The sequence below is a fragment of the Micromonospora fiedleri genome (genome assembly GCF_016774385.1).
GTDB lineage: Bacteria > Actinomycetota > Actinomycetes > Mycobacteriales > Micromonosporaceae > Micromonospora > Micromonospora gifhornensis.
Map to the genome: position 1 here is coordinate 31,527 of NZ_JAETXL010000020.1, position 20,366 is coordinate 51,892.

12 protein-coding genes and 1 CRISPR repeat array are annotated in these 20,366 nt (G+C 70.6%); of the genes, 10 read left to right on the top strand and 2 right to left on the bottom strand.

Annotation, left to right across the window (positions count from 1 at the left end; translation table 11 throughout):
• Positions 1-53 precede the first annotated feature (53 nt).
• Positions 54-1,037 carry a hypothetical protein gene (locus JMF97_RS30000; protein WP_203224589.1) on the top strand — a complete coding sequence of 328 codons (984 nt, stop codon included), beginning with the start codon at positions 54-56 and terminating at the stop codon, positions 1,035-1,037.
• Positions 1,038-1,115: 78 nt separating this feature from the next.
• Positions 1,116-5,113: a CRISPR direct-repeat array (repeat unit 29 nt; unit sequence GGGATCACCCCCGCGTGCGCGGGGAGCAG).
• 239 nt (positions 5,114-5,352) lie between these two features.
• Here the strand turns inward: JMF97_RS30000 and JMF97_RS30005 are convergent.
• Positions 5,353-7,443, bottom strand: a complete 2,091-nt coding sequence (locus tag JMF97_RS30005; RefSeq protein WP_203224590.1) for an HsdM family class I SAM-dependent methyltransferase — start codon at positions 7,441-7,443, stop codon at positions 5,353-5,355.
• Positions 7,444-7,756: 313 nt separating this feature from the next.
• Here JMF97_RS30005 and JMF97_RS30010 point away from each other — a divergent pair, with 313 nt between their 5' ends.
• The gene (locus JMF97_RS30010; RefSeq protein ID WP_233196960.1) at positions 7,757-8,467 is read left to right on the top strand and encodes a hypothetical protein; all 711 of its coding nucleotides are present in this window, start codon (positions 7,757-7,759) and stop codon (positions 8,465-8,467) included.
• On the opposite strand, the gene JMF97_RS30015 is transcribed toward JMF97_RS30010, so the two are convergent.
• The gene (locus JMF97_RS30015; protein ID WP_307817142.1) at positions 8,403-9,698 is read right to left on the bottom strand and encodes a serine/threonine-protein kinase; all 1,296 of its coding nucleotides are present in this window, start codon (positions 9,696-9,698) and stop codon (positions 8,403-8,405) included. The two genes, JMF97_RS30010 and JMF97_RS30015, sit on opposite strands and share 65 nt — an antisense overlap.
• 911 nt (positions 9,699-10,609) lie before the next feature.
• On the opposite strand from JMF97_RS30015, the gene JMF97_RS30020 reads away from it, so the two are divergent.
• The 8 genes from JMF97_RS30020 to cas1e form a co-directional block, all read left to right on the top strand.
• Positions 10,610-12,055: a UvrD-helicase domain-containing protein gene (locus JMF97_RS30020; protein ID WP_203224591.1), complete on the top strand. Its 1,446-nt coding sequence runs from the start codon at positions 10,610-10,612 to the stop codon at positions 12,053-12,055.
• Positions 12,052-14,895, top strand: coding sequence for a CRISPR-associated endonuclease Cas3'' (locus tag JMF97_RS30025; RefSeq protein ID WP_203224592.1), 2,844 nt, complete (start codon positions 12,052-12,054; stop codon positions 14,893-14,895). The genes JMF97_RS30020 and JMF97_RS30025 overlap by 4 nt, the downstream gene beginning before the upstream one ends.
• Positions 14,896-14,926: 31 nt before the next feature.
• Positions 14,927-16,588, top strand: coding sequence for a type I-E CRISPR-associated protein Cse1/CasA (casA, locus tag JMF97_RS30030; protein ID WP_203224593.1), 1,662 nt, complete (start codon positions 14,927-14,929; stop codon positions 16,586-16,588).
• A complete protein-coding gene (gene casB / locus JMF97_RS30035) occupies positions 16,585-17,259 on the top strand; it encodes a type I-E CRISPR-associated protein Cse2/CasB (protein WP_203224594.1) in 675 nt (224 codons plus the stop codon). Before casA ends, casB begins: the two co-directional genes overlap by 4 nt.
• Entirely contained in the window at positions 17,256-18,380 is a 1,125-nt protein-coding gene (gene cas7e, locus JMF97_RS30040; protein ID WP_203224595.1) for a type I-E CRISPR-associated protein Cas7/Cse4/CasC, read from the top strand. Before casB ends, cas7e begins: the two co-directional genes overlap by 4 nt.
• Complete coding sequence (cas5e, locus tag JMF97_RS30045; RefSeq protein WP_203224596.1) at positions 18,377-19,078, top strand: type I-E CRISPR-associated protein Cas5/CasD; 702 nt, start codon at positions 18,377-18,379, stop codon at positions 19,076-19,078. The genes cas7e and cas5e overlap by 4 nt, the downstream gene beginning before the upstream one ends.
• A gap of 2 nt (positions 19,079-19,080) precedes the next feature.
• Positions 19,081-19,758 (top strand): type I-E CRISPR-associated protein Cas6/Cse3/CasE, encoded by a 678-nt coding sequence (gene cas6e, locus JMF97_RS30050; RefSeq protein WP_203224597.1) that lies wholly within the window; start codon positions 19,081-19,083, stop codon positions 19,756-19,758.
• A partial coding sequence (gene cas1e, locus JMF97_RS30055; RefSeq protein ID WP_203224598.1) for a type I-E CRISPR-associated endonuclease Cas1e occupies positions 19,755-20,366 on the top strand: 612 nt, incomplete at its 3' end. The genes cas6e and cas1e, both read left to right, overlap by 4 nt.

Consider the following 20,366-nt stretch of genomic DNA (forward strand, 5'->3'; position numbering starts at 1 on the left):
GGCGCGTAGCCGATCTTCAAGAACGCGCCCACCTCGCCAGCAAGGACCGCGACGTGGCCGCAGCGACCGCAGTCTTCAACCTCGCCGCCCTCCTGGCCTCCGACTGCGGCCTGCCCGATCTGGCCCGCGCCTGGTGCCACCGGCTCGCCACCATCGCACTCGCCCACGACAGCGAGCCCCAACACGCACTCGAACCCATCGTGAACCTCGCCCGCCTCCACATCCGCGCAGGCGACGGCCCCGCCGCCTGGACCCTGCTCGAAACCCTCTTCCAGGCAATCGACACCCGCACCGACACTCTGATCGACAGCCTCACCATCCCCGCCGCCCGCCTCACCGACACACCCGGCGCCCACACCAAGACACGAACATGGCTATGGACCGTCCTACTCGGCACCGGCGCCCACGCCCTCGCCACCGCAGGCCAATGGGACGAAGCCGGCCACCGCCTGAGCCAGTACAAAGGAGTCGGCCAGCGCATGCTCGACGGCAGGCAGATAGCGGTCATCGCCCACGCCGTAGCAGGCCGCCACCGGCAGGCACGCGCGATGCTAGACGCCACCCAACGCGGCGAACCCTGGGAAGACGCCGTCACCGCCTGCCTGCTCCTACTGATGCCGAACTCCAACCTCGCAGACGACCAGGAGGCCAGGGCGCTGACCGCCTACCACGCCCTCGGACCCGCCAAGCCCGGACTTACTGTCTTCCACACCCGGCTCGGCCTCACCCTGTTGGACACCCTCGGCCAAGATCACCCAGCTGCCGAGCAGATTACCGTCGAACTGATCCACCACGCTGCGGGCGACGGGTACGCCGCACGCGATCTGCTGACTCGCCCCACCTGCCTCGCGGCCACCCGCCACCACCCGGCGAACCAGCTCAAGGCGCTTGTATCAGCATGCGGCTTGAACCACGGCACCATGCCGACGGCGCAGCTGAGAACTCTGCTCCGCGCGCTCGACCTCGCCGAATCGGTCATAGCGGGCTCTCGCGGGCGCTCTGCCAGCCGGCGGGCAGCTCCCGGCCTCACTGATTAGGCAACTCCTCGAAGGCGGGCTGTCGGCAGATTGAGATGATGGCCGGTCGGTCACCAGGAGGATGCGGGTAGTGCGCGTGGCCGCCACCCCGCGTGCGCGGGGAGCAGGTGGCCGAGAACACCGCGCAGCTCCGGCAGGCGGGATCACCCCCGCGTGCGCGGGGAGCAGTCGGTGCACGATCCGGATCTGGCGGGCCGCGAGGGATCACCCCCGCGTGCGCGGGGAGCAGGTCATCCCGCAGCACTTCCAGGCTGCGGGCCAGGGATCACCCCCGCGTGCGCGGGGAGCAGGATTGAAGCCGCGCGGCGCGCGAAGGCCACGGGGGATCACCCCCGCGTGCGCGGGGAGCAGCCGGAGCGCAGCCGCAGCACCTTGGCCGGGCAGGGATCACCCCCGCGTGCGCGGGGAGCAGGGAAGCTCGCCCGCCTGTGGGAGAAGACCCTCGGGATCACCCCCGCGTGCGCGGGGAGCAGGGAGGCACGGCGGTGGTCATCGTCCCCAAGGCGGGATCACCCCCGCGTGCGCGGGGAGCAGCGACACGCTGCCGACCGCGCCGTTCGAGGCGGGGGATCACCCCCGCGTGCGCGGGGAGCAGGGCTTCGGGGTCGCCGTTCACTCCGACGCCCTGGGATCACCCCCGCGTGCGCGGGGAGCAGTAGAGCGGAGAAAGCGGCGGAGGCGTCCCCCGGGGATCACCCCCGCGTGCGCGGGGAGCAGGATCGGCCGTTCCCGACCATCGGCTGGCGGAAGGGATCACCCCCGCGTGCGCGGGGAGCAGGGCATCGCCGGTAGCCCGCAGGACGCAGCGAGGGATCACCCCCGCGTGCGCGGGGAGCAGGGGGAGGAGCGGGTCCGGGAGCATCTGGACGCGGGATCACCCCCGCGTGCGCGGGGAGCAGAGCCCGGACGTAGACCTCAGGGTCCGCCGGGCTGGGATCACCCCCGCGTGCGCGGGGAGCAGCCCCAGAGGATCAGCAGCGCCTGCGCGCTGCTCGGATCACCCCCGCGTGCGCGTGGAGCAGCTTCACCAGTCCTCCTCAGGCTCACTTGCGGAGGGATCACCCCCGCGTGCGCGGGGAGCAGAAGTCCGGTTCGGCGGCGGTAGCTCCGGGAAGGGGATCACCCCCGCGTGCGCGGGGAGCAGCTGACGTCCGTCGGCCGTTGCATGACGGCAACGGGATCACCCCCGCGTGCGCGGGGAGCAGCTCACCCCCTACCGGTACCGCCGCAGCGTCTACGGATCACCCCCGCGTGCGCGGGGAGCAGGCCTGGTCGACATCCACGGCCTGTACCGGGCGGGGATCACCCCCGCGTGCGCGGGGAGCAGCTTCCGACCATGACCGGCTGTGCCTCCATCGGGGGATCACCCCCGCGTGCGCGGGGAGCAGAAGCTGCTCACCCAATCGGATCTGACGGTGCAGGGATCACCCCCGCGTGCGCGGGGAGCAGAGGAACGCGCCCCGGTCGACACCGGGCAGCACCGGATCACCCCCGCGTGCGCGGGGAGCAGGCCGCCGGGCGTATCGACGCGCAGGCACCCAAGGGATCACCCCCGCGTGCGCGGGGAGCAGGCCAGGTCACCGGCCCGCAGCTGGATGAGTAGGGGATCACCCCCGCGTGCGCGGGGAGCAGCAAGGTGGGAGCCCCCTGCGGCAGGAAAGCGTGGGATCACCCCCGCGTGCGCGGGGAGCAGTCTCCGCCCACCATGTACGTGCTGCGTAGCGCGGGATCACCCCCGCGTGCGCGGGGAGCAGGGCGCCTCGGCCGGCACGGCTTCAAGGTCGACGGGATCACCCCCGCGTGCGCGGGGAGCAGCAGCCCCTACCCGCGATCACAGGGTGGGGGCGGGGATCACCCCCGCGTGCGCGGGGAGCAGATTCGGGGGCGGCTGCTGCCGGAGTCACATCGGGGATCACCCCCGCGTGCGCGGGGAGCAGGGGCGGGTGCGCTGCGTGTACCAGCGCTCCCGGGGATCACCCCCGCGTGCGCGGGGAGCAGTCCCCGCCTGCATCCTCGATCTCCTCGCGCAGGGGATCACCCCCGCGTGCGCGGGGAGCAGATCACGTCGAACACCGGGTGGTTCGACACCTTGGGATCACCCCCGCGTGCGCGGGGAGCAGCTACGACCCCACCAGCGGGGACTGATCGTGCAGGGATCACCCCCGCGTGCGCGGGGAGCAGGCTCATGAGCACCACTACGTACTGCACGATCAGGGATCACCCCCGCGTGCGCGGGGAGCAGTGGTGGCGGATCCGGGCGGTCGGCAACCGCACGGGATCACCCCCGCGTGCGCGGGGAGCAGCCGGCCGTCGACTGGTTTACCGACGCGGGGTCGGGATCACCCCCGCGTGCGCGGGGAGCAGGCTCCGGGCGCGTGCTCAGCGTGATCCGGATGGGGATCACCCCCGCGTGCGCGGGGAGCAGTTGTTGATCTGCTCCGCGAAGCTGATCGCCATGGGATCACCCCCGCGTGCGCGGGGAGCAGCAACGGGTCACTTCGGGGAATCACTTCGGAGACGGATCACCCCCGCGTGCGCGGGGAGCAGGCGCCCACCCGGAATGGCTGGCCGCCGCGGAGGGGATCACCCCCGCGTGCGCGGGGAGCAGAGGACCTTCCGGACGCCCCACTGGAGGTCCATGGGATCACCCCCGCGTGCGCGGGGAGCAGCAATGGCGCTGGGGTCGCTTGTACGCGGCCACGGGATCACCCCCGCGTGCGCGGGGAGCAGGCACGGCCACGGAGTGAACGTGGACCATGTTGGGGATCACCCCCGCGTGCGCGGGGAGCAGGTACGTCGCCTCCATGCCGGACAGGCCGCCGCCGGATCACCCCCGCGTGCGCGGGGAGCAGCAGTACGGGCCGTACTTCTTCAACAGGGACGCCGGATCACCCCCGCGTGCGCGGGGAGCAGCCGGGCAGGTATGCGGAGACACGGTGAGTGCAGGGATCACCCCCGCGTGCGCGGGGAGCAGGCGGCCGGGGCTCCTTTTTCGTCCGCGAGTCAGTTGGATCACCCCCGCGTGCGCGGGGAGCAGGGTTACACCGGCCGGAGTACCCGCCTCTACCGCGGATCACCCCCGCGTGCGCGGGGAGCAGGTAGTCGCCTCCACCCAGGCGCGGTTGGATGAGGGATCACCCCCGCGTGCGCGGGGAGCAGGGCTACTGCGACGGCGGCCAGTGGTCGGCGGCGTGGATCACCCCCGCGTGCGCGGGGAGCAGGCCGCCAGCCGCACGTCCAGGTCGGCGGCCACGGGATCACCCCCGCGTGCGCGGGGAGCAGGTCGAGGAGATCGACCCCGACGTCGGCCGGACCGGATCACCCCCGCGTGCGCGGGGAGCAGTTCGTGGCCGCGCTGGTGTCCAGGTCGGACCAGGGATCACCCCCGCGTGCGCGGGGAGCAGCAGCCAGCCCGTGTCGCCGAACAGTTGCACCAGGGATCACCCCCGCGTGCGCGGGGAGCAGCAGCACGCCGTCACACCACCCAGCCCACACGAGGGATCACCCCCGCGTGCGCGGGGAGCAGCCCGGTTCACGTCGGTGACGGCCCCGTCTGTGGGGATCACCCCCGCGTGCGCGGGGAGCAGCGGACTGCGAAGCGTCGAGCAGTACCCGACGAGGGATCACCCCCGCGTGCGCGGGGAGCAGGCCCCCCGGAGTCTCCGGGGGGGCCGCTCCTTTGGGATCACCCCCGCGTGCGCGGGGAGCAGTCGACTGAGGTGAATGTCGCCTACGACAGCCAGGGATCACCCCCGCGTGCGCGGGGAGCAGTCCACCACACCAGGCGGGTTCTGCGGCGGAGGGGGATCACCCCCGCGTGCGCGGGGAGCAGAAAGAGGCGTGCCTGGTGATCGCGGCCGAGCTGGGATCACCCCCGCGTGCGCGGGGAGCAGTCACGGGAGATTGAGACGTGGTGTGACCGTCAGGGATCACCCCCGCGTGCGCGGGGAGCAGGTCGATACGGGCGGCGGTGGCGCGGGTGGGGTGGGATCACCCCCGCGTGCGCGGGGAGCAGACGATCACCGACTCCCCCGGCCGCAGAACCATGGGATCACCCCCGCGTGCGCGGGGAGCAGGCTTCTTGACCTGCGGCGTTATAGATCAACCACTCCGATTTCATTCACTTTGGTTCGCAAGATCGGCCCTTTCGACACTGGTGTTGCGAGGGCGGCGCGTGCCTGTTGATGTGCGGCTGGGAGCAGCGTACCGGGCGAATCGCGGGTGGTAGGGCCGCAGATTCGGGCGGCTCGATTCTGGACGACCAGTTTGGTCGTCGCTCCTGGCTGCCGAACTGCCCAGCTTCATCGGGGGTCGATCAGGATGTGAGGCCAAGGGTGCCTGATGTCAGCGCGTTGCTGATCTCGTGGGCGAGTGTGACTCCGGTCGCTGATGCTCGTTCCAGGGTGGTGCGGAATTCGATGAGTTGGCGGAAGGCGTGTCCGTACGCGTGCTGCTGTTCGAGCGCCACGACCGGGATGGACAGCCGCCGGACGTCGATGCGTATAGCCCCGTTGCCGGTGCTGGAGGCGCGTCCGGCGATTCGCCGGTTGTCGCTGCGGGAGATGACGCCGGCGATGAACCACGGGTCGAAGCGGGTGGTGTCGATGCGAATGAGTTGGATGCCGGGTCCGAGTTCGGCGCTGACCTGTTCCGGGGTGGCTACCCATGCGCTGATCCTGCGGCCGATGGCGGGGACGAGGATGTCGCCGTGGCGTACCTCAGGTCCCGGCTCGTCGCCTGCGGTGCGGGTCGCCGTGCCGGTGGCCGGGCCGCCGGAGATGACGTCGGCGGCGGTCAATACGATGCCGGTGACGGTGGCACCCGTCGACCGGCTGCGGGTGGGGGCGCGGTGCACGGTGATGCTGCCCGACCGAATAAGGTCGGCGACGTCGGCCTGCGGGGCGCCGCGTAGCGGTCCGTCTGGCGCCGGTTGTACCGCTGGCAGGCCGCGCCGCAGATGGTCGAGCAGGTGGTCGAATTCGCCGATTTTGGCGATGATCTGTGCCGGGTCGGTGGCGGGGTCGTTGGCGTGCGGAAGGTGGCGTTGTGGGGTGAGGTCGACCTGGTCGTCGAGGATGTCGATCAGGGGCACGGTGCGATGGACGCCAGGCAGTTCGGCGTATTCGTGTGACCGGTAGGCGCTCCAGGCGGCGCGTACGGTTTCGGTCAGCGGCCGGTCGGTGGTGGTGGTATCGACTACGAGGATGTCGCCGGGGGGTGGCTGGTCTGGGTCGGGTTGGGTGAGCACCCAGATGTGCAGCCCGATGGCGGTGGGCGGCATCAGTCCGGCGGGTAAGGCGACGACGGCTCGTAGCGCGCCGCGGCGGATAAGTTCGGTGCGGACGCGACGGCCGGCGGGGCGGGACGCGGCTGCTGGTGGCATGAGCACGACGGCGGTGCCGCTGGGTGCGAGGTGGGCGAGGGCATGTTGCACCCAGGCGAGTTCGGGTTCGGTGCGTGGGGGCAGACCGTAGGTCCAGCGGGGGTCGTAGGCGAGGCGGTCGTGTCCCCAGTCGTGGATGCCGAAGGGGAAGTTCGCCACGACGACGTCGGCGCGTAGGTCGGGCAGCGCGTCGGCGAGCAGGCTGTCGCCGACGCGCACGACCGGCGGCTCGGCGTTGTCCATGCTGCGTCGGGCGCGCAGGTGCAGCAGCCACAGCCGCAGCAGGGTGATCAGGGCGTACTGCGGGCTGATCTCCTGGGCGTAGCAGCGGGTGGCCGTACCTCGCGTCAAGGCCTTGTCGGCGGCAATCCGCAGGATCGACCCGGTGCCGCTCGTGAAGTCGAAGATGTTCGCGCCGCTTTCGGCGAGGGCCAGCATCACCTCGGCGACGGTGTCCGGTGTCCCGGCCAGGCCGGACATGGAATGGGCCGAGGAGACGTAGCGGTTGTGCAGGTATTCGAAGGCCGACTCGGCGCCCTGTTCCGCTGCGAGTTGGTCGACGGTGCCCAGCAGGGTGCTGAGCTGCGCGGTCCACTGCTTCGGCAGCAGGGCGTCGACCATCCGGGACAGGTCGGGGTCGAGGGTGCGTAGCTGGGCGACGAGCTGTCTTGGTGTCGGTAGGCCGGTGCCGGTGGCCGGGGCTTGGTCGGCGCGGACAAGCAGAAGTGCGCCGGCGATGCCGAGCACGTCGCTGATCTGCGCTGCTGGTTGGTAGCTCTCGACGTGCCGCCAGGCCCACTCGTCGGTGCTGGCCTGGTGCAGCCTGCCGTGTCGGCGCAGCCAGTCCTCGACCTCCCGTGCGTCGAAGAACGGGCTCGCGGGGCTACCACCGACGGGAGTCGGGAAGTCGGCGTAGCGGCGTCGCCAGTTGCTCACCGCAGCCCGGCCGACCTTGGCCAGTCGGGCGATGCCGCTGGCGGTCAAGGTGGTCTCGCTCGGGGCCAGCGTCGACTTTCTCGTCACGCGTGAACACTAACATGGCTAACTGCATTGTGTACGCGATTCACAGGCGATACAGTCTCGGTCGTTTGATTCACAATCCTTGGGAGGTTCCATGCCACGTCGTGGGCGCAGCACCACGGTCGGAAAGATCGCCCAGCTCTGTCAGGCACGTCGCGCCTCCGAAATCCGGATGCTCGGTGATCTGCTCCGTCGCGAGCAGTACATCGCTGCGCGTGCGGAGGCGCACTCGCCGTCGGTGGGGGAAGGAGCGACACCGCGCTGACCAGCACCGACTGATTCGATCCCGTCGATCTGAGGAGGACCATGAACACCCTTGTTCGAAGCAGCGCCGTCACCCGTTGCGTCCCCGTGCTTTCCGCCGGTCGCGCACGTCTGTCGCGGCGCGCGGCGCTACGCTTCCGGCGCCACCGGCACGGTTGCCTTCCATGCGTACGCGCGAGTGCGCCTTGACCCCGTTCTCGGCGCTGCGATCGCCGACGCGTACGTGGCGGCACCGCATCGTGACGAGCAGGCGTACGCCGCCTACGCGGCGTTCTGCCGGGAGACCGTCCAGCAGTATCACTTCCTGGTCGGGCGGGCAGAGTTCGGCGGCCTGGGCGTGACAGTGTGCATCGTTGACGAGGATCCGTATGCCGACGTCGAGTCGATGATCGATGACGTGCGGCAACGCCGGCTGAAGGTGTGGGCCAGCGCGGCGAGCGGCAACCCCCATCCGTACCTCAGCGACGGGGAGAATGACATGTTCCGCGCTGTCCACGACGTGTTCGGGCATGCGGCGAGCGGCCGGGGGTTCGACCGGCACGGCGAGGAGGCGGCCTGGCTAAAGCACAGCACGATGTACTCCCCACTGGCGGTGCGTGCGATGACGACCGAGACGCGTGGGCAGAACTGCGCCCAGATCTTCCGCTACGGGGGTCGCCGGTTCGCCGAGCAGAAGGCGGTGCTGCTACCCCGGTTATTCAGCGATCCGCGTCTGGTACGAATTGCTGCGGGAGCGCAGGCGCGCCGGCCGGCTCCGTGCTGAGCCGAGAGATCTCCTCGCGTAGCTCCCGCACGGCGGGATGCTCCGGCCCGTCGACCCGCTCCCGGTCCTGCAGCAGAGCCGTGAGTAGTCGTAACGCCCGGGGATGCTCGCCGAGCGCCACATGGGTACGCGCGGCGCGCAGTCGAAGGTCGAACACCTGCGGATCTTCGTCGCCGTGCTGTCGTGCCCGGTGCTCGGCGAGTCGCCGCCACTGCCGGGCGGCGGCGCGGAACTCGCCTGCGGCCTGCATCTGCTCCGCCTGTCGCACGGCCTGCCCCAGGTCGAGGGCGGACGGTGCGGCAGCGGGTGCGATGGTGGGGCCTGGTTGCGGCGGTATGCGTCCGACGATCGCGGCGTACGCCTGGACCGCGGTGACGGAATCGTCCAGTACGCCGGGAATCGGTGGCAGATTCTCAGCCAGCGGTGCCAGCACGCGGTAGACGTCGGCGGCGCTGTCCGGCCGGCTGTCGGGGGCGGACGCCAGCAGCGCGTGCACCAGGTCGTCGAGCACGGACGGGGTCTCCGGTCGCAGCGTGGCGGGCCGTGGTGGGGTGGCGCCCATCTGCTGCCGCACGGTGGTCATGGTCGTCAGGCCGTCGAAGGGCGCGGTGCCGGTGAGTAGGTCAAACAGGGTCGCTCCCAACCCGTACAGGTCGGCGCGGTGGTCGATCCGCTGGCCGAGGATCTGCTCCGGCGCCATGTAGCCGAATGTGCCGAGCGCCTGCCCGCTCTGGGTGATCCGCGAGTAGCGGTCGTCGTCGGGCGTGACGGCCAGCCCGAAGTCGAGCACCTTGACCGCGCCGCTCGGCTCCAGCATGGCGTTGCTGGGCTTGATGTCGCGGTGCACGAGCCCGAGTCGCTGGGCAGCGAGCAGGACGCTGCTGATCTGGGCTCCGATGGCGGCCACCCAGCCGATCGGGAGTGGACCGTGTTCAGCGACCAGGTCCGACAGGGCGATGCCGTTGATCTGCTGAAGGACCAGGTATGGGTGGCCGGCGTGCTCGCCGAGATCGTAGACGGCGGGCACGCCGGGATGGTCGAGGCGGGCGGTGAGCAGTGCCTCGCGGCGGAAGCGGCGTACCAGATCCAGTTCCGTGACAGCGACGAACTTTACGATGACGGGCCGGTCGAGCAGTGCGTCGTGCGCGGGCCAGACTTCACTCATCCCCTTGTGCGCCAACGGAGACCGGGCCAGCCGATAGCGGTCCTTGAGGCTCGTGCCGGGCACCACGCCGCCCAGCATAGCGGCCGTTTTGGTCACGGTCAGGAACACCCGACCGGCGCGCCGCAGCCGCTTCGGTGAACATCGACAACGGACGGATGCTTGCAAGCATGGTTCACAAGGTGCATGATGGGGCTCGATACGGAGCGGGAATCGTTCGTGCCCGCCGTCCATGCTGCGTGAATCAGACCGCCGGCCCTGTCCGGCGCGTGACAGTTCCGTCCGTCTCGCTCCTGGCTGCGCCCAGGTGCCCGTCATCGGGGGATGTATGGCTGAGTTGGCCATCGGCCGGGACTTCCTACCCACCTACGCCCGGCTGCAACGCCGGGTGCAGCGCGCCGTCGACGCCGCCATCGGCAAGTTCGCCGAACACACGCACGCGGGCCTACACCTGGAGAAGCTGACCGGCGCACGGGACCCGAACATCCGCACCATCCGGATCGACCAGTTCTACCGCGGCGTGGTGCTCGCTCTCGGAGAAGACAGGTACGCCCTGCTTGACGTCCTGCCCCACGACGACGCTATCGCCTTCGCGGTGAGCCGCCGTTTCACCGTCAACCAGGCCCTCGGTGTGCTGGAGATGCGGGACCAGGCCGGCATCGAGGAGTTCTCCCGTGCCGAAGCGCCACCGGCGAGCGCCGGACTGTTCACCCACGTCTCGGTCGCCGACTTCACCAGGCTCGGGGTGGATGAGGATCTGCTGCCGCTACTGCGCGTCATCGCCACCGACAAGCAACTCGAAAGCCTGGCCGGGCACCTACCGGAGAGCCAACTCGACGTGCTGCTGGGCCTGGCCAGCGGGCTGTCCGTGGAGGAGGTCTGGGCGGAACTGGCCGACCGGACGGTGTCCGGGGTGGACACCGGCGACCTGCTGACCGCCGCGACGCACCCCCGAGCGGATCGCTTTCGTCTCAGGCCCGGTGGAACTCGCGGCCATCCTCGCCCACCCGTTCGACGTGTGGCGCACCTTCCTGCACCCGACCCAGCGGGACGTCGCCTACCGCGACACCTACAGCGGACCCGCACTCGTCACCGGCAGCGCCGGCACCGGCAAGACCGTCACTGGCCTGCACCGGGCGGTGTTCCTCGCCGAGCGGCTGCCCGATGGCGAGAAGGTGCTGCTGACCACGTTCACTCGCGCTCTTGCTGAGGCTCTCGCTCGACAGCTCTACCGGCTCACCAGCGACCCGGCGGTGCGGGCGCGCATCGACGTGATCAGCGTCGACAAGCTCGCCTACGAGATCGTCACCCGAGGCAACGGCCGCGTCACCGTCGCCGACGGTGAGATCGTCGACCAGCTGTGGGAGTCCGCCGCGAAGGCAGGCCCGACTTACCTCAACCGCGCCGGCCAGGTCACCACCTACAGCCCCGCCTTCCTGCGGCACGAGTGGGAGCAGGTGGTGCTGGCCCAACAGCTGACCACCCGCGAGGCGTACCGCGAGGCCACCCGCCGGGGTCGCGGCGCCGGCCTGCGCGCCGCGCATCGCGACCAGGTGTGGACCGTGATCGAGACGGTGACCGGGGCGCTGGCCAAGCGGCGGCTACGCACCCACACCCAACTCGCCGACGACGCCGCCGCCATCGCCCGCCGCGTACCAGCACCGTATCGGCACGTCATCGTCGATGAAGGGCAGGATCTGCACCCGGCACAGTGGCGCCTGCTGCGGGCGTTGGTCGCACCCGGCCCCAACGACATGTTCCTGCTTGCCGATCCGTACCAGCGCATCTACGACAGCCACGTGTCACTGGCCCAACTCGGCATCGAGGTTCGGGGCCGCACCCGCCGGCTCAGCGTCAACTACCGCACCACCCACGAGATCCTCGACCTGTCGGTCAAGGTCCTCGGCGGTGACGCCACGGTCGGGCTCGACGGGCAGGACGACACGCTGCGGGGATACCGCTCGGTCACCCGGGGCGGGATACCCGAGCTGGCCGCGCACGTCAGCCGCGACGGCGAGTGCGAGGCGCTGATCGAACGGGTCGGCACCTGGCTGGACCAGGGCGTGGAACCGCACGCGGTCGGAGTGGCCGTCCGCACCGGTCAACTGGTCAAGGCCGTCGGTCGGATCCTCAACGATGCCCACATCCCCGTCGCCGACGACAAACGCGGCACCGACGGCGTGCGGGTAGCCACCATGCACCGGATGAAAGGACTGGAGTTCCAGTGCCTCGCGGTCGTCGGGCTCGACGCGGGCGTGCTCCCGGCACCACACGCGCTCACCTCGGCGGCCGAGGATCCACACGCACACCGGCAGGATCTCCAACGTGAGCGCTGCCTACTGTTCGTCGCGCTGACCCGGGCCCGGGACGTGCTCTACCTGTCCCACAGCGGCACCCCGAGCCCGCTGCTGCCGGTGGTCCGATGAACGCCCGTGTCAGCGCCGATGCCCCAACGCTGGGCGTGGCGGCACGCGCAGTCTGGGGTAAGACCGACCGCCGGGGAACCTCACCGGTGGGGTGGCTGCCGCTGTGGCGGCACCTGGCCGACACCGCCGACGTGGCCGGACAACTGTGGGATCACTGGCTGGGCCGCGCCGCCCGGCACCGCATCGCCGACGAGTTGCCCGGCGCAGAAGCCGACGCCCGCACCCTGCTCGTCTGGCTCGCCGGCATCCACGACATCGGCAAGGCCACCCCCGCCTTCGCCTATCAGGCGTACAACCTCGCGGAGCGGATGCGCGACCACGGCCTTGGCTACCAGCGGGATCTGATCAAGGCTGACCGCAGGTACGCCCCGCACGCCACCGCCGGGCACGTGCTGTTGGCCGACTGGCTGCACCAGCAGGACTGGACCGACCCGCACCCGTTCGCCGTCGTCGTCGGCGGACACCACGGCGTTCCGCCGACCGACATGGGCCTGCGTGACGTGCGGGTGCGTCCCCACCTGCTCGGCGGCCCCGCCTGGCAGCACGTGCAGCACGAACTGTTGACCTGGATGACGCAACGGTCCCGCGCCGGCGACCGACTCGCCGACTGGAACGGCGTCGCCCTGTCACAACCGGTGCAGGCTCTGCTCACCGGCCTGGTCATCGTCGCCGACTGGATCGCCAGCAACGAGAACTACTTCCCGTACCTGCTGACAGGCAGCGACGAGGATCGGCTACGAACCGGGTGGGAGTTGGTGGACCTGCCCGTGCCCTGGCGACCCACCGCTCCACCAGCCAACGTGGACGAGCTGTTCAGGGCACGATTCGCGCTGCCCACGGGAGCGACACCACGTCCGGTGCAGCGCACCGTCGTCGACCTGGCCGAGACCATGCCCACGCCCGGGATGATGATCGTCGAGGCGGCCATGGGGGAGGGCAAGACAGAGGCAGCCCTGGCTGCGGTGGAGATCCTGGCCCGGCGTACCGGCGCATCCGGCTGCTACCTGGCCCTGCCCACCCGAGCCACCAGCGACGCCATGTTCGGCCGGATGCTGTCCTGGCTGCGTCGGCTGCCCGACACACAGGTCGGCCGAGGCGACCGTGACGTGCGCCTGGCCCACGGCAAGGCCGCCCTCAACCCCGACTACGACCACCTGCGGACAACCTCGCTGCCCAGCGGCATCGGCGAGGACGCCGGAGGTGCCGACATCGGCGTGCACCGCTGGCTTGCCGGCACCAAACGGACGATGCTGTCCAGCTTCGTCGTCGGCACCATCGACCAACTGCTGTTCGCCGCGCTGCGCAGCAAGCACCTGGTGCTGCGGCACCTCGGCCTGGCCGGCAAGGTCGTCGTCATCGACGAGGCACACGCCTACGACGTCTACATGGGCCGGTTCCTCGACCGGGCACTGGAATGGCTCGGCGCCTACGGCGTACCCGTGGTGGTCCTCTCGGCGACGTTGCCGGCACACCGGCGGGCCGAGTTGATGAAGGCGTACGACGACGGTCGCCTCGGCCCCCCGCCGCCGCTGACCTGGCGCGACCGAGGCAGACCACAGGTCGACCCGTACGCTGCCCTGCGCAGCGACCTGCGATATCCCCTGGTCACCGTCTCCACGGACCAGCGTGGCGCCACCGCCATCAGCTGCGGCGACTCCGGTCGCGGGATCGACGTCACGCTGCGACGGCTGCCCGACGACCTGCCCGCACTTGTGGATCTGCTGCGGGACCGGCTCGCTGAGGGCGGCTGCGCCCTCGTCGTCCGCAACACCGTGGCCCGGGTCCAGGAGACCGCTGCCGTGCTCCGCGCGGCCCTCGGGCCGAACACACCCGTGTCGGTGGCGCACTCCCGCTTCATGGCCGTCGACCGCGCCGCCAAGGACCGCTGGCTGCGCGACACCTTCGGCCCACCGGGCAGCAACAACCGCCCTCACCGGCATGTGGTGGTGGCCAGCCAGGTCGCCGAGCAGTCCCTGGACATCGACTTCGACCTGCTCGTCACCGACCTGGCTCCGGTCGACCTGGTGTTGCAACGTATCGGACGGCTGCACCGCCACCCCCGCGCCGACCGACCCGCCCGGCTCACCGAGGCGACCTGCTGGATCACCGGTGCCGACTGGAGCGTCGAACCACCCCAGCCGGTCACCGGATCACGACGCGTGTACCAGCCGGCCACCCTGCTGCGCAGCGCCGCCGTGCTCCTGCCGCACTTGGACGGCACGCCGGTGCGGCTGCCGCACGACATCTCGCCGATCACCCAGACCGCCTACGGCGACGCGCCGGTCGGCCCCGAGTCCTGGCAGCCCAGCATCGTCGAAGCGGAGACGAAACAACGCGACGAGATCGCCAGCAAGGAGTCGAAGGCCGACAGCTTCCGCCTGGCCGGCGTCGCCGAACCAGGCGTACCCCTGATCGGCTGGCTCTCCGGCGGCGTCGGCGACGCCGAGGAGCGTGTGGCGCAGGGCCACGTTCGCGACACCGACGCCGATTCCCTCGAAGTCCTACTCCTGGTCCGCAGCCCGCAGGGCCTGATCCTCCCCCCGTGGATCGACGGGGGCGGGGTATCCGTGCCGACCAGCAGCCCTCCCCGACGGTCACTGCCTCGGATGATCGCGCGCTGCACCCTACCGTTGCCGCGGGCGATGACTGCCACCGACGTGGTCGACGAGGTCATCGCCGAGTTGGAACAGCGACACGACCTCCGGGCCTGGCAGGACAGTCCGTGGCTGGCCGGGGAACTGGTACTCGACATCAACACCGACGGGACCGCCTCGGTCGCCGGCTTCGACCTGCACTACGACCCGGACGAAGGGTTGCGCACCACCCACGCCACGCCCTGAATCCCATCGAATTCGAGAAGGAGGTGACACGGTGACCCCAGCCCCACAGCCCACCGGGTTCTCGCTGGTTGACCAGGCGTGGATTCCCGTGCTGGACGTCGCGGGCACGCGCCGCGAGGTGTCGCTGCTCGGCCTATTCGAGCAGGCCGGCGACCTGCGCATGATCGCGTGCGAGCTGCCCACGCAGAGCTTCGCGATCCTGCGACTCGCGTTGGCGGTCCTGCACCGCACCACGAACGGTCCTGCGGCGGAAGCCGCCTGGCGCACGCTGTGGCAGGCCCGTCGGCTGCCCAGCGACGACATCGCCGAATATCTCGACGTGTTCCGGGATCGGTTCGACCTGCTGCATCCGCAGCACCCGTTCTACCAGGTGGCCGACCTGCGGGCGGCGAAGGAGAACACGTACGGCCTGGAACGGTTGATCGCCGACGTACCGAACGGGATGCCGTTCCTGACCACCCGCGCCGGGCGCGGCATGGAGTCGATCAGCCCGGCGGAGGCGGCCCGCTGGTTGGTGCACTGCCAGGCGTACGACAGCTCCGGCATCAAGACCGGAGCGGTCGGTGACCCGCAGGCCAAGAACGGCAAGGGCTATCCGATCGGCGCGGGGTCCGTCGGATGGTTGGGTGGCATCCACCTCGAAGGCGCTGACCTGTGGGAGACCCTGCTGCTCAACCTGGTGCCTGTCGCGCCCGCCTGGCGGGAAGCCGACGATCGGGACCTGCCGGTGTGGGAGCGTGAGCCGCACACCGCAGCCGAGGAACCCGCCTCGACGCGTGGCCCGTACGGACTGCTCAGCCTCTACACCTGGCAGTCCCGCCGGATCCGGCTGTTCGGTGATGCCGACGGCATCACCGGAGCATTGATCGCCAACGGCGACCGGCTCGACTGGCAGGACCGGCACCTGCTGGAACCCATGAGTGTGTGGGGCCGCAGCGCACCCCGCGAACGCGAGCAGAAACGCACCCCGATCTACCTGCCCCGACCGCACGACCACGGCCGGGCCCTGTGGCGAGGGCTGCAAACCCTCCTGCCGGCGCCGCCACCGCCCGGCGGCGAGCCGCCGCAGCGGCTTGCGCCGATGGTGGTGCAGTGGCTGGCCCGGCTCACCGTCACCGGCGTCGTCGGCACGGACTTCCAGACCCGCACCCGTGCCGTGAGCATCACCTACGGCGCCAAGCAGTCGGTCGTCGACGAGGTGTTCAGCGACGCGCTGACCATGAACGTGCTGCTGCTGGTGGCAGACTCCGCCCTGCGCGCGACCGCCGTCGACGCGGCCGGCGACGCCGAGGCCGCGGTGACGGTGCTGCGCAGGCTCGCCGACAACCTGGCCCGCGCCGCCGGAAGCCGGGACACCGACAGCGGCGCCGCTGACCGCGCCGCCGAGCGCGCGTACGCCCTGCTGGACCGCCAGTTCCGCGACTGGCTGGCACGCCTGGGTCCGGACAGCGACCCAGCCGCCGAGCGGGGTCAGTGGCAGCGGCTGGTCTGGCGGGCCATCAGCCGGCTCGGCGCCGGGCTGGTGGAAGCGGCAGGCCCGACGGCCTGGGTCGGCCGCGCCGGCAAGGATCGCGCCGGCCGGGATGTCCACTACTCCAGCTCGCAGGCCGAGGCGTGGTTCCGCTCCGGTCTGGCCAAGGCGTTGCCGATGGGGGTCGAGTCCCCGCAGCAGAGACAGGAGCAACCAGCATGACCACCGCAGTGGAGGCCGATCCGGCGGGCCCGGCCCAGAAGACGCGGCACCGACGTCGCCGCGAACTCGGCGAACATGTCGCCAGGACCATCGGACGCCTCCAGGCGCGGGTGTTGAGCACCGTGCCGCAACCCGAGGCGGTCAGCGCCCTCGCGCGGCTGCGGCGCGGTATCGGCCGGACCCCCGGCTTCGACTTCAGCCTGGAGCGGTACGTGCAGGTCCCGGAGCATCTGCTGGGCCGCCGCCCGGCCGACGACACCGAGCCGACAGACGCCGAACAGGCCGCCCACGACGCGGTGACCCTGTACGCGTTGCACCAGCAGTCCCGCCGGGAACGGATGCACGCCGACGGACGCGGGCTGGGCCAGGCCATGGCCGAGCTGGTCCGCAGATCGACCGGACCGGACGGGGTACGGCGTCGGTTCGCCGCGCTCGGCACCGCCAGCACCTACCACGAAAGCATCTACCACCTGCGCAGCCTGATCACGATGCTGCGCGAGCACCAGATCCCACTCGACTACGGCCTGCTCGCCGACGATCTTCAGACCCTCCGCATCCCTGGCCGCCGCCCCACAATCCAGGCGATCTGGGGTCGGGAGTACTTCCGCAGCCGACCCAGCACCGACGCTGACGCTCCTGTCACCGACAACCCCGAGGAGGACCCGTCATGAGCCGCACCATCATCGACGTCTACGCCCTGCAGACCGTACCGCCGAGCAACCTCAACCGCGACGACACCGGCTCGCCGAAGACCGCCGTCTACGGAGGTGTGCGTCGGGCGCGGGTGTCCAGCCAGGCGTGGAAGCGGGCCATCCGGCTGGCCTTCGTCGACCTGCTCGATCGTTCTCAGCTGGGCGAGCGGACCAAGCGTGTGGGAGAGTCCCTCGCCGCGCGGATCCGGGCACTCGACCCGAGCATGTCCGAGGAGGCCGCGTCCACGCTAGCGGCCGACACCTTCGTGGCTGGTGGGCTGGCCAAGGTCGACAAGAAAAAGGGCGAGACGAAGGACGTCGAGTCCGGCTACCTGCTGTTCCTGAGCCACCGGCAGCTGGACAATCTCGCCGCCGCTGCACTGGAGGCAGCGCGGGCCGGGGGCACCCTCGACAAGGCCCGCTTCAAGGCGCTGGTCGCCTCCGAGCACTCCGTCGACATCGCGATGTTCGGCCGGATGGTCGCCGACATGACCGACATCAACGTCGACGCCGCCTGCCAGGTCTCCCACGCCATCAGCGTCCATGCCGTCGACAACGAGTTCGACTACTTCACCGCCGTCGACGACCGCAAGGCCGACGCCGCCGAAACGGGGGCCGGCATGATCGGCACCATCGAGTTCAACTCGTCCACCCTGTACCGGTACGCCACCATCGATGTCGACGCCCTGTACCGTACGCTCGGCGACGCCGCCGCCACCCGGGCGGCCGTCGAAGCGTTCCTGAGCGCGTTCACGCGCAGCATGCCGACCGGCAAGCAGAACACCTTCGCCCACCGCACCCTTCCGGACGCCGTGCTGGTGCGGCTGCGCGACACCCAGCCGATCAACCTCGTCGGCGCCTTCGAGACACCCATCCGGGAGACCCACGCCGCCGGACGCATCGAACTGGCCGCCGAGGCGCTGGCGAAGCACACCGTGGCGGTCGAAAGCGCCTACGGCGAGCGGCCCATCGGCAGCTGGGTCACCCAGGTCGGCGAGCGGACCGCGGTACTCACTGACCTGGGCAAGGCGGTCACCTTCAGCGAACTCGTCACCGGCGTGGGGGAGCAGGTCACCGTGGCACTCGGGCAGCCGGCGTGAGTGTGCTGCTGCTGAAACTGGCCGGCCCACTGCAATCCTGGGGCTCGTCCAGCCGCTTCGCCCGACGGGGCACCGAGGTCGCACCGACCAAGAGCGGCGTCATCGGACTGCTCGCCGCCGCCAAGGGCATGCGACGCACCGAACCGCTCACCGACCTGCTCGGCCTCCAATTCGGCGTACGCCTGGACCAGCCCGGCCAGATCCTGCGCGACTTCCAAACGGCCCGATCCCTCGACGGCCGCCGCAGCGCACCACTGACCTACCGCTTCTACCTCTCCGATGCGGTCTTCCTCGCCGCCGTCAGCGGCGACCGGACCCTCCTGACCGGCCTGGCCGAGGCACTGGACCGGCCCCAGTTCCCCCTCTACCTCGGCCGTCGATCCTGCCCACCGGTCGGCCCGATCAGCCTCGGCGTGCACGACGACACCCTCGACGACGCGCTGAGCCAATGGCCCTGGCTCGCCGCCGACTGGCACCGCAAGAAGGCAGCCCGCACCGTCCGGTTGGAGATCATCCGGGACGCGCGTCAAGGCGAGCCGGTCACCGAGACCGTTCCTGACGAGCCGGTCAGCTTCGACCCCGCGCATCGGCAGCACACCTGGCGGTCCGTGGTGCGCCGCCACGCCGACGTCACCAATGACCTCGCCGAGCGGGCCGGTGTCGCCGAGCACGACCCGCTGAGCCTGCTGGGAGGCTGACCATGTTCCTCACCCGGTTCCAGATCAACGCCGCCCGCCGCAACGCGCGCAAACTGGTCTCCTCGCCACACGCCATGCACGCGGCCGTCCGCGCCGCGTTCCCCGACGCCGCCGACTACGAGCGCCCCGGAGTTCGTACGCTGTGGCGCCTCGACACCCCGGCCACGGCCACCGTTCACCTCTACATAGCCAGTCCCGGACGACCCGACCTCACCCACCTGGTCGAGCAGGCCGGCTGGCCCACCAGCGAGGAAGCCTGGACGACCCGGGAGTACGACGGCTTGCTCGCCTCGCTACGAGCGGGCCAAGAGTGGGCGTTCCGGCTCACCGCCAACCCGACCCACAGCGGGCGAAAGACCGCCGAGGCGAAGGAGACGCAGCGCTTCGGCTACCTCCGCGAGCACGAACAAATCGCATGGCTGCTCGCCCGGGCCGAGCGACACGGCTTTACCTTGGCGACCCAACAGGACGGCCGCCCCAACCTTCGCCTGCACCGGCGCCAGACGCAGTCATTCAAACGTGGCATGGGAACCGTCACCCTCACCACGGCCACCTACGACGGCATCCTCCACGTCACCGACGCCCACACCTTGCGGCGTGCGTTGACCGGCGGAATCGGCCACGCCAAAGCGTACGGCTGCGGCCTTCTCACCCTCGCTCCCGTCCAAGGCAACCGGTGAAGATCCCCGGCGTCCCACCGGCGGAACTGGCCGATCTCAACCGCGTACAGGATCGGCTCAGCTTCATCTACCTCGAACGCTGCGTCATCCACCGCGACAGCAACGCGATCACCACAACCGACGACAAGGGCATCATCCACATCCCGGCCGCCACGGTCGGCGTGCTCCTGCTCGGACCGGGCACCAGCATCACCCAGCAGGCGATGATGCTGCTCGCCGACAACGGCGCCACCGTGGTCTGGGTCGGCGAACACGGCGTGCGCTACTACGCGCACGGACGTCCACTCGCCCGATCCAGCCGTCTCCTTGTCGCCCAGGCCACCGCCGTCACGCACCGCGATCGGCGGCTCCAGGTAGCCCGGGAGATGTATCGGATGCGCTTTCCGGGCGAAGACACCACCGCCCTCACCATGCAGCAGCTCCGCGGCAAAGAGGGAGCCCGAGTACGTCGCAGCTACCGCGAGCACGCCAAGCGGACCGGTGTGAACTGGAGCAACCGTGAGTACAACCCAGACGACTTTACCAGCAGCGACCCCGTCAACCAGGCACTGTCCGCCGCCCACGCCTGCCTGTACGGCGTGGTGCACGCCGTCATCGTCGCTGTTGGC